Consider the following 14,895-nt stretch of genomic DNA (forward strand, 5'->3'; position numbering starts at 1 on the left):
GCACCGGCCCGTGCCCCTCCGACCGCCCAGGAGCAGCCGATGACCAGCAGCCCGACCTTCCACGAACTCGCCGACCGCGCCCTCGCCGCGCGCGACGCCGCCGCCTACGGTCAGGACGCCCTGATCAGCTGCGACCGGCTGGTACGGATCTTCACCGCCGACGGCGTGGAGGTCCAGGCCCTGCAGGGCCTCGATCTCCTCGTGCGCAAGGGAGAGCTCCTGGCTCTGGTCGGCGCCTCCGGCAGCGGCAAGTCCACCCTGATGAACATCCTGGCCGGACTGGACAGACCCACCGCCGGCGCGACCCGCGTCGCCGACCACGACCTGGTCACGATGTCCGCCAAGGAACGACTCGTCTACCGGCGCAAGACCGTCGGCTTCGTCCGGCAGCAGACCTCCCACAATCTCCTGCCCTATTTGACCGCCGCGCAGAACGTCGCCCTGCCCCTGCAGTTGGCCCGCGCCGGAGGCCGACGCCGGGCCCGGGCCGACCGCGCCATGCAACTCCTCGACCTGCTGGACGTCGCCGAGTGCCGCGACCGCCGTCCGCACGAGATGTCCGGCGGCCAGCAGCAGCGCGTCGCCCTCGCCGTCGCCCTCGCCAACGACCCCGCGGTCCTGCTCGCCGACGAGCCGACCGGCGAACTCGACTCCCACACCGCCGAACAGGTCTTCGCCGCGTTCCGCACCGCCAACGAGGAGTTGGGCACCACCATCGTGATCGTCACCCACGACCAGGCCGTCGCCGGTGAGGTCCGCCGTACGGTCGCCATCCGGGACGGCCGCACGGCGACGGAGGTCCTGCGCCACAGCGAAGTCGACTCCGCCACCGGCGAGGAGAACCTGGTCGCCCGCGAGTACGCCATGCTCGACCGGGCCGGCCGCCTCCAACTCCCCGCCGAGTACACCCGGGCGCTGGGGATGCGCGACCGTGTCGCCCTGGAACTGGAACCCGACCACATCGCCGTCCGCCCGGACGACGCCCGCGACGACCGCCACGGCCCGGGCTCTGCGGAGGAACGCCCCTGGGCCGACAGGGCCTAGGGGGTGTTTCGAAAGTCCCGCACAGCACCACGGCGCCCGGCACGCTCCCCCACTCTCGGCTCCGCTCGAGCGGGAGGGACCCCCACCGCCGCACCGGCCGAAACCCCAAGTACGTCCGGTACGAGGGCTTTCGTCCGGAACGCCGAGAGCACGCACCGGACACCGCGGGCACCGTACAGGACTTTCGAAACACCCTCTAGAGCACTTCCGACTCGGTGATCTCGCCGTCCTTCAGCTCCAGCACACGGTCGGCGAGGTCGAGGAGTGTCGTGTCATGGGTGGCCACGAGAGCCGTGATCCGTTCGCTGCGGACGACCGCGCGCAGCAGTTCCATCACGGAGTGCCCGGTCTCCGCGTCCAGCTGGCCGGTCGGCTCGTCGGCGATGAGGATCGAGGGACTGTTGGCCAGGGCGCGGGCGATGGCGACCCGCTGGCGCTGCCCGCCCGACAACTCGCCGGGGCGCTGCGCGGCATGGTCCGCCAGCCCCACGAGGGACAGCAGCAGCTCGACGCGCTCCCGTCGCTCGCGCGGGTCCGCCCTGCGCAACCGCAGGGGGACGCCGACGTTCTCGGCCGCCGTGAGGATGGGGATGAGCCCGAACGACTGGAAGACGAAGCCGATGCGCTCCCGGCGCAGCGCGAGGAGGGCGTCCTCACCCTGGTCGCGAAGGCGCAGCCCGTCGATGGTGACGTGTCCGCTGTCCGGTTCGTCCAGACCGCCGACGACGTTGAGCAAGGTGGTCTTGCCCGAGCCCGAACGTCCTTTGAGCGCGACGAGTTCTCCCCGAGGGACCTCGAAGGAGACGCCACGCAGGGCATGAACGGCGCCGGCGCCCCGGCCGTACGACTTGTGCACGTCCGTCACCCGCAGCATGGCCGCGGTCACCGCCTGGCCCATCACGCCCCCGTATGCTCCGCCGATTCCGCAGCGCACCAGTCTGTCACCCGGCCGAACACCCGGCCAAGCACGATGTGCCACGCGCTTGTCCGTCTCACACGCGGGCACGGGCGCTCCGGTCCGGCCGTGCGCTCCGGTCCGGCGCCGTGCGCCGTCAGCCCAGGCGGGCGATCTCGATCGCCGGGCAGCGGTCCATGACCATGTCGAGGCCGGCCTCGCGCGTGCGGTGGTAGGCCTCTTCGTCGATCACACCCAGTTGGAACCAGACCGCCCGGGCACCGATGCGGGCCGCCTCGTCGGCGACGGGCCCGGCGAGGTCGCTGTTGACGAAGACGTCGACGACGTCCACGGAGAAGGGGATGTCGGAGAGGGAGGCGTAGCCCTGCTCGCCGTGGACCGGCTCGGCCTTGGGGTGCACGGGGACGACGCGCTTGCCGTAGCGCTGGAGGACCTGGGCGACGCCGTACGCCGCCCGGTCGCGGTTGGTGGACAGGCCGACGACCGCCCAGGTGTCGCCGAGTTCCGTCAGGATCTTGCGGATCGTGGCCGGGTTGACGTACATGTGTCGTCTCCTCAGTCCGTCTGTCTGGCCGTAGGGCTGTCTGTCCGTCGGCCCGTCTGTCCGTCTGTCCGTCTGTTGGTGCGGGAGCGCCCGGTGGCGGGGCCTGCCTGCGCCAACAGCGTGCGGGGTCCGGCGATTCCCGGCGCCGGGCACCCTCACGGGTGTGTTCACGGCGGCTCGCTGACCGGAAGGCCGTCCTCCGCACTGCGTTCGGCCGATTCCGCGCCTACGCTCACCCCGTGCTGCGTATCACCGACGCCCGGACCGGCGAACCCGCCGAGATCCCCAGGGCGCTCACCCGGGTCCACGCCCATGTGCCGGGGGACGACACCTCGGCCCTGCGGGTCCTGCTGGTCGCCGACGTCCTCGCCCGTGCCCTGGAGCTGGGCGGGAGCCCCGTCCTCCTCGTCGCCGACCCGCCGGCCGCGCTGCGGCGGCGCGCCGACGACCTGGGCGTCCGACCGAGCGAGACCACCGCGACGAGGGGAGGCGGGCGGCTGCTGCGCGTGACCGGCTCGGCGGAGTCGGGGGCGAGGCCCGGCGAGCACGGCGACGCCGCCGGTGACGGTGCCGGGCTCGCCGACACCGACGTCACGGTCGAGGTCGCCCCGGTGCACGGCACCGAGGCGCCGACCACGTCCGGCACCACCCTCCGGCTCGCCCTGCTCACCCGTCCCCGCCGGACCCCCGTGACCCTCGACGCCGCCGCGCTCACGCAGGCCGCCGACGCGCTCGACCACTGGCGTACGGCGGTGGCCGCGTGGGCGACGCGACCGTCACGGCCGGTTCCCGAGCCTGTACGGCAGGCCTTGCGCGCCGCCTGGGAGGACGATCTGGACGTACGCGCGGTGCTCGACGTCCTGCGGGACGTGGAGGACGCGCGGGACGTACCGGACGGGGCCCGGTTCGAGACGTACGCCTACGCCGACCGGCTCCTCGGACTGGAGCTCACTCGTCAGATCGGAGCATCGGCATGATGGTGCGCGCCGGAGCAGGCCCGCTGCGCAGACTGATCGTCCTGCGGCACGCCAAGTCCGCCTGGCCGCTGGGCGTCCGCGACCACGAGCGGCCCCTGGCACCACGGGGCCGCCGCGACGCCCCCGCCGTCGGGCGCGCCCTCGCCGAGGCGGACAGTCTGCCCGACCTCGCCGTGTGCTCCACGGCCGTACGGGCCCGTCAGACGTGGGAACTGACCGCCGCGGAGTGGGGCACCCCGCCGCCCGTACGGTACGACGCGCGGGTGTACGCGGCCGAGGTGTCCGAGTTGCTGGACGTGGTGCGCGAGACCCCCGACCGGGTGAGGACGCTCCTGCTCGTCGGCCACAACCCGGGTCTGGAGGAACTCGTCCTCGACCTCGCCGGAGACGCCCTGGACGACGCGCTGGACGAGGTGCGCGCCAAGTTCCCCACCTCTGCGATGGCCTTCCTCTCCTGGCACGGCGAGACCTGGGCCGCACTCGCCCCGGGCACGGCCCTGCTGACGGACATGATCGTGGCCAGGGGCAAGAAGGGCACCAAGGGCAAGAAAGGCACCAAGGGCGAGCAGGGCAGGAGGGGCGCCTGATCGGCTCCCGTGGGGCACCCGTACCCCGGTCCGACGCCCGTGCCGGCCTGCCCCGGCCTGCGCATAGGCTGGCCCGATGCAGGACGAGTACCGCACCGTCGCCCGCGCCGGAGTGCACGAGACCGAGGTCAACCGCTCCCGTTTCCTGTGCGCGCTCGCTCCGGCGGCCACCGAGCGGGAGGCGCAGGACTTCGTCGCGGCCGTCCGCAAGGAGCACGCCGACGCCACGCACAACTGCTTCGCGTACGTCGTCGGCGCCGATGCGGCCGTCCAGCGGGCCAGTGACGACGGGGAGCCCGGCGGCACCGCCGGCGTCCCGATGCTCCAGATGCTGCTGCGACGGGACATGAGGTACGTCGTCGCCGTCGTCACCCGGTACTACGGCGGGGTCAAGCTGGGCGCGGGCGGCCTCATCAGGGCGTACGGCGGAGCCGTGGGCGAGGCGCTGGACACGCTCGGCACCATCACGCGCCGGCGCTTCCGGCTGGCCACGGTGACCGTCGACCACCAGCGCGCCGGCAAGGTGCAGAACGACCTGCGGTCCACCGGGCGCGAGGTCCGTGACGTGCGCTACGGCGAGGCCGTCACCATCGAGATCGGGCTGCCCGACGCCGACGTGGACACCTTCCGCGCCTGGCTCGCCGACACCACCGCGGGCACCGCCCGGTTCGAACTCGGCGGCGAGGCCTACGGGAACGGGTGAGCGAAAACACCCCTTGCGTCCCCTGCGTGCGACAGTGTCCGGTTCTCGCCGGTGCGCGTTAAATATGTGGACTGAGACCCTCCGTCGACGGGACACTTCCGACTTCCTAACTCCGGGAGTGTGATGGGGACAACAGATACGCGAGGGTCGACGCCGGGCAGGAGCGCGGTCGTTCTGGCCCTGCGCCGCTACGGTCGGGAACTGCTGCGCCTACGACGACTGGCCCTGCCCGCGCTGCTGCTGCCGGCCGTGGGCAACATCGGCATCCGCTATGTCGCCCCCCTGCTGATCGCCAAACTGGCAGGTCAGGCCGCCGACGAGGGCGGTCTCACCCTCGGCTCGGCGCTGCCGTACGTGGTGGGATTCGGTGTGACACTGCTGCTCGCCGAGGCCGTGTGGCGGGTCGGGCAGCACTGCCTGAACCGTGTGGACGCCCTCGGTATGGAACACCTGTACGTGAGCGGCATGGATGAACTCCTCGCCAAGGACGCGGCGTTCTTCCACGACAACTTCGCCGGCTCCCTGACCAAACGGGTGCTGAGCTTCGGCAAGCGCTTCGAGGACTTCGTCGACACGCTGACCTACCGGATCGTGGGCAGTGTCGTCCCCCTGCTGTTCGGGGCCGTGGTGCTGTGGAGCTACGAACCGATGCTCGTCGTCGGCCTCCTGCTGATGATCGCGGTGACCGTGGTGGCCGCGACACCGCTGATCCGCCGTCGGCAGCGGCTCGTCAACGACCGTGAGGCGGCGGTCGCCCGGGTCTCCGGCCATGTCGCCGACAGCCTCGTGAACATGGAGACCATCCGGGCGTTCGCGGCCGAGCGGCGGGAGGCCGAGGAACACCGCAGCCGCGTCGCGGATTCCCGGCGCCTGACGCTGCGGTCGTGGGACTACGGCAATCTGCGCGTCGACGTCCTGATCGCCCCCATGTCCGTCCTGACCAACGTGCTGGGGCTGCTGGTCGCCATCGCCTTCGGGGGCTCGGGCCGGGGGGTGGAGGAGGTCGTCGTCGCCTTCACCTACTACTCCAACGCGACCCAGATCATGTTCGAGTTCAACCAGATCTACCGGCGTCTGGAAAGCTCGATGACCGAGGCGGCGCAGTTCACCGAACTGCTGCTGGATCCGCCCACGGTGCTCGACCCGACGGATCCCGAACCTCTCGCCCCGCGCGACACAGGCGTCCGCTTCGAGACGGTGACCTTCGCCCACGCGGGCGCGAAGCCGATCTTCCAGGGACTCGACCTGGATGTGCCCGCGGGCGCGCGCATCGGGCTGGTCGGCAGGTCCGGCGGCGGCAAGACCACGCTCACCCGGCTCCTGCTGCGGATGTCGGACATCGACGACGGACGCATCCTCATCGGCGGGCAGGACATCAGCCGGCTGCGCCAGACCGACCTGCGCTCGCTGATCGCCTACGTCCCGCAGGAACCCGCCATGTTCCACCGCAGCCTGCGGGACAACATCGCCTTCGCCCGGCCCGGTGCCACCGACGAGGAGATCCGTGCGGCGGCCGAGGCCGCGCACGTCACGGAGTTCGTCGGCCAACTCCCCGACGGCTTCGCCACGCTGGTGGGGGAGCGGGGAGTGAAACTCTCGGGCGGCCAGCGCCAGCGCGTCGCGCTCGCGCGGGCCATCCTGCGCGACGCCCCGGTCCTGCTCCTCGACGAGGCGACCAGCGCGCTGGACTCGGAGAGCGAGATCCTCGTCCAGGACGCCCTGTGGCGGCTGATGGACGGACGGACGGCCCTCGTGGTCGCCCACCGTCTGAGCACCGTCGCCGGCATGGACCGTCTCGTCGTCCTCGACCGCGGGAACGTCGTCGAACAGGGCACCCACGAGGAACTGCTCACGGCGAACGGCGCCTACGCCAAGCTGTGGCAGCACCAGTCGGGCGGCTTCCTCGGCGAGAGCGCCGAGACCGACCTCGCGGGAACGGTCGGGGGCGCCGGTCTCGGTGGCCTGCCCGCACCGGCCGGCCCGGCGCCGACAGGGAGCTGAGAGCGAGCCGAGAGCGAGCCGAGAAGGAGCCGAGCAGGAGTCGAGAGCGAACCGAGCAGGAGCCGAGTGGGAGCCCCGCCCGTACCGGGTGGGGCTCCGCGGCACGTTCCGGCACCGGCCGGTCGTGGGGCGGCATCGGCCGGTCGTGGGGGCCGGCGGACCGAGGTCCGTGACGGGGCAGGTGCCGACAGGCGTTAGCGTGGTCGGTGCTGAGAGCGGGGCCGCGTCGGTCCGGTGCCGGGTCCACGGGTGAAATAGGGGGATGCATGCAGGTCGGAGCAGTTTCTTGAGAATTCTGCACACCTCCGACTGGCATCTGGGTCGGACGTTCCACCGGGTGAACATGCTCGGCGCGCAGGCCGAGTTCATCGGTCGTCTGGTCGCGACGGTGCGAGAGCGCGACGTCGACGCGGTGGTCGTGGCCGGGGACGTGTACGACCGGGCGGTGCCGCCGCTGGCCGCGGTCGAGCTCTTCGACGACGCCCTGCACCGCCTGGCCGAGCTGGACGTGCCCACGGTGATGATCTCCGGGAACCACGACTCGGCGCGACGGCTCGGTGTCGCGGCGGGCCTCATCGACCGGGCCGGCATCCATCTGCGGACGTCGGCCTCGGCCGCCGGGACGCCCGTGCTGCTGTCGGACGCCCACGGCGACGTCGCCTTCTACGGGCTGCCGTACCTCGAACCCGCCCTTGTGAAGGACGAGTTCGGGGTCGAGAAGGCGGGCCACGAAACGGTGCTCGCCGCCGCCATGGACCGCGTCCGGGCCGACCTCGCCACCCGGCCGACGGGCACCCGTTCCGTCGTCCTCGCCCATGCCTTCGTCACCGGCGGCGAACCCAGCGACAGCGAGCGGGACATCTCCGTCGGCGGCGTCTCCTCCGTGCCCGCCGGTGTCTTCGACGGTGTCGACTACGTCGCGCTGGGTCATCTGCACGGCAGCCAGACCCTCACCGACCGCGTGCGCTACTCGGGTTCCCCGCTGCCCTACTCCTTCTCCGAGGCCGAGCACCGCAAGAGCATGTGGCTGGTGGACCTCGGAGCCGACGGTTCGGTCGACGCCGAGCGGATCGACTGCCCCGTGCCACGGCCCCTCGCCCGGATCCGAGGGCGGTTGGACGACCTGCTCGCCGATCCGGACCTGGCCCGGCACGAGGAGGCATGGGTCGAGGCCACCCTGACCGACCCCGTCCGGCCGGCCGAGCCCATGGCCCGGCTGTGCGAACGCTTCCCGCACACGCTCAGTCTCGTCTTCGACCCCGAACGAGCCCCCGGCGACCCGGACGTCTCCTACGCCCGGCGCCTCGCCGGCCGGGACGACCAGCAGATCGCCGAGGACTTCGTGGCCCACGTCCGCGGTACCGGCCCCGACGAACACGAACGGACCGTGCTCAGGGACGCGTTCGACGCCGTACGGGCCGACGAGACGGTCCGGGAGGTCGCCCGATGAGACTCCACCGGCTCGACATCGCCGCCTTCGGCCCCTTCGGCGGCACCGAGTCCGTCGACTTCGACGACCTCTCGGCCGCCGGACTCTTCCTGCTGCACGGCCCGACCGGCGCCGGCAAGACCTCGGTCCTGGACGCCGTCTGCTACGCGCTGTACGGCTCGGTGCCGGGGGCCCGGCAGAGCGGCCAGGGCATGAACCTGCGCAGCGACCACGCGGCGCCCTCGACCCGCACCGAGGTCCGCCTCGAACTCACCGTCGCCGGACGCCGGTTGGAGATCACCCGGCAGCCCCCCTGGGAGCGGCCCAAGAAACGCGGCACGGGCACCACGATCGAGAAGGCGCAGAGCTGGCTGCGCGAGTACGACGCGGTCGCCGGCTCCTGGAAGGACCTCAGCCGCTCCCACCAGGAGATCGGCGAGGAGATCACCCAGGTCCTGGGGATGAGCCGGGAACAGTTCTGCCAGGTCGTGCTCTTGCCGCAGGGCGACTTCGCGCGGTTCCTGCGTGCCGACGCCGAGGCGCGCGGGCGGCTCCTCGGCCGCCTCTTCGACACCCACCACTTCGCCGCCGTCGAGAAGCGGCTCGCCGACCGCCGCCGGGAGACCGAGGCCCGGGTGCGCGAGGGCGACGCGGCCCTGCTCGCCGACGCCCACCGGATGCAGCAGGCGGCGGGGGACGCCCCGGACCTGCCCGAGCTGGCACCCGGGGACCCCGGTCTCGCCGACGCGGTCCTCGCCTGGGCCGCCGTCGCCCGCAGCACCGCCCGGGAACGGCTCACCATCGCCCACTGCGCGCGGGCGGCGGCTGAGTCGGCCCGGGCCGCGGCCGACCGCGTCCTGGCCGACGTACGAGAACGGGCGCGGCTGCAACGGCGGTTCGCGGAGGCCCGGGAGCGGGCCGCACGGCTGGAGGAACGGGCGGACGCCCACCGGGAGGACCGGGCGCGGATGGAGCGCGCCCGCAAGGCGGAGGCCGTCGCTCCGGCACTGGAGCTGAGGGACGCGGCCGAGGCCGACCACCGGCGGGCGACGGCGGAGGAGGAGGACGCCCGAGCGCGCCTGGAGGGAGCGTACGCCGACGCGGGTGCCGCCGGACTGGCTGCTGCCGCCCGCAGGGCCTCGGAGGAGTTGGGGGCGCTGGAGTCGGCCCGTCGTGCCGAGCGGCGGCTCGCCGTACTCCGCACCGAGCAGGCCGAGTTGGACAGCGAGGAGCGGGCGGACGAGGGCGTCCTGCAGGACGCCGAGGGCTGGCTCGCCGAGTGGGAGTCCACCCGGGCCGCCCTGCAGAGCCGTATCGAGTCCGCGCAGGAGGCCGCCGCCCGCGCCGAACAGCTCGCCGTGCGGCGGGAGCCCGCCGAGCAGCGGCTCGCCGCCGCCCGTCAGCGCGACCAGCTCGGCCGCGACACCGACGAGGCCCAGGCGCGGGTGCTCCGGCTGGCCGAGCGGGCGGCGCAGGCCCGCACCCACTGGCTGGACCTCAAGGAACAGCGGCTGTCGGGGATCGCGGCGGAGTTGGCCGCCGGACTCGTCGAGGGGCAGCCGTGCGCCGTCTGCGGCGGCACGGAACACCCCGAACCCGCCCAGAAGGTCGCAGGACATGTCGACCGGGAGGCGGAGGAGGAGGCACTCGCCGCGTTCCAGCGGGCCGACGAGGAGCGGGCCGGGGCCGAGCGGCAACTGGGTCTCGCGCAGCGGGCGTTGGCCGCCGCCGGCGCCGAGGCGGGCGACGCGCCGACCGAGCGGCTCGCGGCGACGGCGGCGGAGCTGGAGCGGGAGCACACGCAGGCCCGGCGTCGCGCCGTCGACCTCCACCCCGCCCAGGAGGCGCTGCTGCACGCCGAGCAGGAGCGCGACCGGCGGGCCGCCGCACGACAGGAGGCGGCGGTCAGGGCCGCGTCCCGCGAGACCCGGCGCGACACGCTGGCGCGGGAACGAGCCACCCTGGAGGCCGAGTTGACGCAGGCCCGGGGCGACGCCGAGAGCGTGGCCGAGCTGGCCGGGCGGCTGGAGGCGTGGGCCGCGAAGCTCGGTGGGGCCGCCGAGGCCGCCCGAGTGGCCGACGACACCGCGCAGCGTCTGAAGGACGCCGACGCGCGCCTCGCCGACGCGGCGTTCCGCGCCGGGTTCGACACGCCACGGGACGCGGCCGCGGCCGTGCTCGACGACGCCGCCCACCGCGATCTCCAACACCGCCTCGACGCCTGGCAGTCGGAGGAGGCGGCCGTACGGGCGGTGCTCGCCGAGCCCGAGACGGCCGCCGCGGCCGAGCAGCCGCCCGCCGACCTCGCGACCGCCGAACGGGATGCCGAAGCCGCCACCCGGCGTCTCCAGGACGCGGTCTCCGCGTGGGACGCCGCCGAGCGGCGCCGCACGGAACTCGACCGGCTGTCCGCGCGGGCCGCCGTCTCCGTGCGCGGGCTGGCACCGCTGCGCGAGGAGTACGACCGTGTCGCCCGGATGGCGGGCCTCGCGGCCGGCACCTCCGCCGACAACGAGCGCCGGATGCGCCTGGAGGCGTACGTCCTCGCCGCCCGTCTGGAACAGGTCGCCGCCGCCGCGACCGTACGGCTCCAGCGGATGTCCTCCGGCCGCTACACCCTCGTCCACTCCGACGACCGTGCCGGACGCGGTCGCAGCGGTCTCGGACTGCACGTCGTCGACGCCTGGACGGGGCGGGAGCGGGACACGGCCACGCTCTCCGGCGGGGAGACGTTCTTCGCCTCCCTCGCGCTCGCCCTCGGTCTGGCCGACGTCGTCACCGACGAGGCGGGCGGCGTACGGCTCGACACCCTCTTCATCGACGAGGGGTTCGGCAGCCTCGACGACCAGACCCTCGACGAGGTCCTCGACGTCCTCGACGCACTGCGCGAACGCGACCGCAGTGTCGGCATCGTCAGTCACGTCGCCGACCTGCGCAGGCGGGTCCACGCGCAGTTGGAGGTCGTGAAGGAGCGGACGGGATCGGTCGTGCGGCAGCGGGGCCGGTGATCCGGCGGGCGGGGCGGGCTGTACGGCGGCGATGTCAGTGACCCAGCGGGCGCCGGGGCAGCGGTGAGGAGTAGACGACGCTCGTCGTCACCGAACCGAGTGCGCCGATCCTGCCCGACACCTCCTCCAGATGGCGCATCGAACGGGCCGCGACCTTGATCACGAAACAGTCGTCGCCCGTGACGTGGTGCGCCTCCAGGATCTCGGGCGTGACGGCCACCAGGTCGTGGAACGGCTTGTAGTTCCCGTGGGGGTAGCGCAGGCGGACGAACGCCAGGATCGGCAGCCCCAGCCGCTCCGGGTCCACGACGGCCGCGTAGCCTTGGATCACGCCCGCCTCCTCCAGCCGCCGCACCCGCTCGGTGACGGCGCTCGCCGACATCGACACGGCGCGGGCGAGCTCGGCGAAACTGGCCCGGCCCTCGCGCTGGAGGACCTCCAGGATGCGCCAGTCGGTGGCATCGGGCAGATACGGGGAATTCGTGGCCATGCCGGATGGATAGCAGGGGAATCCCCGGCCGAACAAGGTCCGAGCCGTGGATCGCCCCTTCAGGACGGTGATCACCCGTCGTAGATTTCCGGTGAGGGAAACAAGGGCTCCCCCGAGGGAAAGGCCAGCTCATGACCGTCGCCGCCGCATCCGCCGTCAACCCCGTCCTGCGTGTCGCCCCCGCCGCCCCGGCCGAGGCCGCCGCGTACTTCCGGGCCGCCCTCGCCTTCCACGCCGACGTCTCCGACGTGGCCGCCGCCCTCGCCGCCGACGGAGACCCCGGCTTCGTGGTCCTCGACTCCCGCTCCACCGCGTCCTGGGACCAGGGGCACGTGCCGGGCGCGGTCCACCTCCCCACCGCCCTCATCCCCGAGCAGGCCGAGCGCCTGCTCGACAAGTCCGTGCCGGTCGTCACCTACTGCTGGGGCCCCGGTTGCAACGGCGCGACCCGCGCCGCCCTGGCCCTCGCCGAACTCGGTTTCCAGGTCAAGGAGATGCTCGGCGGCTTCGAGTACTGGGCCCGCGAGGGCTTCGCGTACGAGACCTGGGAGGGCGCGGCGCGGCGCGAGGCCGACCCGCTGACCGCGCCCGTGGACGCCGAGGACTGCGGTTGCTGAACCCTTGCCGGCCGCCTTGCTGACAGCATGTCAAGAAGCTTTCGGGGGTGGCGAGTTAGGCCCGGATATCGCCGTGTAGCTTCTGGGCATGGCTGGATACGCGGACGCGGCGGTGGTGCCCCATGTGGTGCGGTGGGTGGAGTCGAGCGGTGGACCGCTCATAGCGATACCGGAGGCGGTGCTGCCGTTCTGGGCGGGCGCCGACGGCGACGAGACGTCCTCGGACTACGACCGGGCCTGCGACGTGGACGGACACGTCGGCCTGTTGCCGGTCGGCGACACCCGCGCCCTGGTGCTCGGCGACGAACCCGCGTCCACCACGTATCTGCCCGAGCACGGCACCTTCGTCCGCTGGTGCGCGGCCGACACCGAGACCGAGCTCCTGGCGGGCGTTCCGGCGGCGCTCGACACCGCGGCCTGGGAGCCGGAGCTGCACTGGCGGGTGCCCGGGTCGGTCGTCCTCCTCGACGCCGTGTGGCCCGGCAGGTCGCTGCGGGAGACGGACCATGTACGGGTGGAGCTGGCTCCCGGCCTGTACGGGATCAGCGCGGCCCAGGTCTGGACGGGCCCGGAGACGTGGCTCGGCCTGGTCCGGGTGAGACCGCTGGCCGGCACGTGAGGCCTCCGTCCGGGAGGTGAGATCCCTGGCGGGGAGGTGCGATCCTGGCCGGGCGGTGAGGCCTCCGGCCGGGAACGGGCTCTCTGGTACGGCGCGGGCTCTCCGGCCGACCGAAACCGGCGCGGGCGGCCGGGCCCCAGCCGTCGAACTGCGGGGCCCCGGCCTGCCCGGATCACAACCGGGACAGCTCGTCCACCAGGTCGTCCAGGCCCAGCGAGCCCTGGGACAGCGCGGCCATGTGCCACGCCTTGGCGTCGAAGGCCTCGCCGTGGCGACGCTTGGCGTTCTCCCGGCCCAGCAGCCAGGCCCGCTCGCCGAGCTTGTAGCCGATGGCCTGGCCCGGCATCGTCAGATAGCGCGTCAGCTCGCTCTCCACGAAGTCCGCCGGACGGCTGCTGTGGGCGCCGAAGAACTCCTGGGCCAGATCCACGGTCCAGCGCTCGCCCGGGTGGAACGGCGAGTCGGCCGGGATCTCCAGCTCCAGGTGCATACCGATGTCGACGATGACCCGGGCCGCGCGCATCATCTGCGCGTCCAGATAGCCCAGCCGCTCCTCCGCGTCCTTGAGGAAGCCCAGCTCGTCCATGAGCCGCTCCGCGTACAGGGCCCAGCCCTCGGCGTTGGCGCTGACCCCGCCGATCGTGGCCTGGTAGCGGGACAGGTCGTCCTTGACGTACACCCACTGGGCGAGCTGGAGATGGTGGCCGGGAACGCCCTCGTGGTACCAGGTGGAGACCAGGTCGTACACCGGGAAGCGGGTCGCCCCCATCGTCGGCAGCCAGGTGCGGCCCGGGCGGGAGAAGTCCTCGGTCGGGGCCGAGTAGTACGGGGCCGCCGCGCCGCCGGGCGGGGCGATGCAGGACTCGACCTTGCGCACCGGCTCGGCGAGGTCGAAGTGGGTGCCGTCCAGCGCCTCGATCGCCTCGTCCATCAGCGACTGCAGCCACGCGCGGACCTCGTCGACGCCCTCGATGTGCCGGCCGTGCTCGTCCAGATGCGCCAGCGCCACCCATGGCGTCTCGGCGCCGGGCAGGATCTTCGCGGCCTCCTGCCTCATCTCACCGAGCAGCCGGTGGAACTCCGCCCAGCCGTACGCGTACGCCTCGTCGAGGTCCAGATCCGAGCCCGTGAAGTAGCGCACCAGCCTGCCGTAGCGCTCCCGGCCGACCGTGTCCGGCGCCCCCTGCACCGCCGGGGCGTACACGTCACGCATCCAGTCGCGCAGTTCCACCACGGCCCGGGTCGCGCCGCGAGCCGCCTCGTCCAGCTCCGCCCGCAGCGACGCGGGGCCCGCCGACGCGAAGTCCTCGAACCAGCCGCGCCCCGAACCGTCCGTGTCCGCCCACTCGGTGAGCTGGCCGATGAAGGTCGCTGTCGGACGGGGGCCCGCGTACAGCTTGCGCTTCAGCCCGAGCGCCAGGGACTCGCGGTACCCGGCGTACGCCGTCGGCACCGCGCGCAGCCGCTCGGCGATGGCCGCCCAGTCCTCCTCGGTCTCCGCCGGGGTGATCGTGAACACCTCACGCACCTCGTGCGGCGGCGTGACCATGTTGCCGACGGCGCGCAGCCCCTCCTCGGCCTCGTGCACGGCCAGCTCCGCCGTCAGCCGCTCCCGCAGCAGGCGCGCACACCGGCGCTCGGCGTCACTGTCCGCGCCCGGTCGCTGCTCCGCCTCGTCGAGCCGCGCGAGTGTCGTCCGGATCAGCTCCGCACGGGCCTCCTGACCGGCCGGCGAGGTGTCCGGCAACTTGCTGGAACTCTCCTTCACGCCCAGATACGTGCCGGTCACGGGGTCGAGGGCGATGAGGTCGTCGACATACGCGTCGGCGACCTCACGGGGCAGGGGGCTCTTGGTGTCAGACATGCCGACAATCTTGGTACGGCCGCCGGGGCGGCGTCAGCTGCTTACCGGGCGCTTGGGCCTTACGTCGGCCGGATTCCGCTCAGGGCGTGATCAGCG

The 14,895-nt window shown here is 73.1% G+C and carries 13 protein-coding genes; 9 read left to right on the top strand and 4 right to left on the bottom strand.

The genetic code is table 11. The annotated features are described in order from the left end of the window. The first annotated feature begins 39 nt into the window (after window positions 1-39). Window positions 40-1,044 (top strand): ABC transporter ATP-binding protein, encoded by a 1,005-nt coding sequence (locus K1J60_RS37965; protein ID WP_220650168.1) that lies wholly within the window; start codon window positions 40-42, stop codon window positions 1,042-1,044. Window positions 1,045-1,240: 196 nt separating this feature from the next. Here the strand turns inward: K1J60_RS37965 and K1J60_RS37970 are convergent, their stop codons facing one another. Together K1J60_RS37970 and K1J60_RS37975 are read right to left on the bottom strand one after the other, a co-directional pair. Continuing rightward, complete coding sequence (locus K1J60_RS37970) at window positions 1,241-1,942, bottom strand: ABC transporter ATP-binding protein (protein WP_220650169.1); 702 nt, start codon at window positions 1,940-1,942, stop codon at window positions 1,241-1,243. A 154-nt stretch (window positions 1,943-2,096) separates the two neighbouring features. Further along, entirely contained in the window at window positions 2,097-2,504 is a 408-nt protein-coding gene (locus K1J60_RS37975) for a CoA-binding protein (RefSeq protein ID WP_220650170.1), read from the bottom strand. Between the two features lie 239 nt (window positions 2,505-2,743). On the opposite strand from K1J60_RS37975, the gene K1J60_RS37980 reads away from it, so the two are divergent. The 6 genes from K1J60_RS37980 (at window position 2,744) to K1J60_RS38005 (ending at window position 11,209) form a co-directional block, all read left to right on the top strand. Then, window positions 2,744-3,481: a hypothetical protein gene (locus tag K1J60_RS37980; RefSeq protein ID WP_220650171.1), complete on the top strand. Its 738-nt coding sequence runs from the start codon at window positions 2,744-2,746 to the stop codon at window positions 3,479-3,481. Then, complete coding sequence (locus K1J60_RS37985; RefSeq protein ID WP_220650172.1) at window positions 3,478-4,068, top strand: SixA phosphatase family protein; 591 nt, start codon at window positions 3,478-3,480, stop codon at window positions 4,066-4,068. Before K1J60_RS37980 ends, K1J60_RS37985 begins: the two co-directional genes overlap by 4 nt. Before the next feature lie 76 nt (window positions 4,069-4,144). After that, window positions 4,145-4,771: a YigZ family protein gene (locus K1J60_RS37990; protein ID WP_220650173.1), complete on the top strand. Its 627-nt coding sequence runs from the start codon at window positions 4,145-4,147 to the stop codon at window positions 4,769-4,771. A 123-nt stretch (window positions 4,772-4,894) separates the two neighbouring features. Then, a complete protein-coding gene (locus K1J60_RS37995) occupies window positions 4,895-6,772 on the top strand; it encodes an ABC transporter ATP-binding protein (RefSeq protein WP_220650174.1) in 1,878 nt (625 codons plus the stop codon). A 286-nt stretch (window positions 6,773-7,058) separates the two neighbouring features. Then, complete coding sequence (locus K1J60_RS38000) at window positions 7,059-8,222, top strand: exonuclease SbcCD subunit D (protein ID WP_220650175.1); 1,164 nt, start codon at window positions 7,059-7,061, stop codon at window positions 8,220-8,222. After that, entirely contained in the window at window positions 8,219-11,209 is a 2,991-nt protein-coding gene (locus K1J60_RS38005; RefSeq protein ID WP_220650176.1) for an AAA family ATPase, read from the top strand. Before K1J60_RS38000 ends, K1J60_RS38005 begins: the two co-directional genes overlap by 4 nt. A 34-nt stretch (window positions 11,210-11,243) precedes the next feature. Here K1J60_RS38005 and K1J60_RS38010 read toward each other — a convergent pair whose 3' ends face one another. Continuing rightward, the gene (locus tag K1J60_RS38010; RefSeq protein WP_033529105.1) at window positions 11,244-11,699 is read right to left on the bottom strand and encodes an Lrp/AsnC family transcriptional regulator; all 456 of its coding nucleotides are present in this window, start codon (window positions 11,697-11,699) and stop codon (window positions 11,244-11,246) included. A 131-nt stretch (window positions 11,700-11,830) separates the two neighbouring features. Here K1J60_RS38010 and K1J60_RS38015 point away from each other — a divergent pair, with 131 nt between their 5' ends. Together K1J60_RS38015 and K1J60_RS38020 are read left to right on the top strand one after the other, a co-directional pair. Then, on the top strand, window positions 11,831-12,316 hold the full coding sequence (locus K1J60_RS38015) for a rhodanese-like domain-containing protein (RefSeq protein WP_220650177.1): 486 nt from the start codon (window positions 11,831-11,833) through the stop codon (window positions 12,314-12,316). Between the two features lie 88 nt (window positions 12,317-12,404). Next, complete coding sequence (locus K1J60_RS38020; RefSeq protein ID WP_220650178.1) at window positions 12,405-12,935, top strand: immunity 21 family protein; 531 nt, start codon at window positions 12,405-12,407, stop codon at window positions 12,933-12,935. A gap of 172 nt (window positions 12,936-13,107) precedes the next feature. Here the strand turns inward: K1J60_RS38020 and K1J60_RS38025 are convergent, their stop codons facing one another. Beyond that, the gene (locus K1J60_RS38025) at window positions 13,108-14,799 is read right to left on the bottom strand and encodes a DUF885 domain-containing protein (RefSeq protein ID WP_220650179.1); all 1,692 of its coding nucleotides are present in this window, start codon (window positions 14,797-14,799) and stop codon (window positions 13,108-13,110) included. Window positions 14,800-14,895 lie beyond the last annotated feature (96 nt).

Origin of the sequence: Streptomyces akebiae (assembly GCF_019599145.1) — a bacterium.
In the GTDB taxonomy this organism is placed as follows: Bacteria; Actinomycetota; Actinomycetes; order Streptomycetales; family Streptomycetaceae; genus Streptomyces; species Streptomyces akebiae.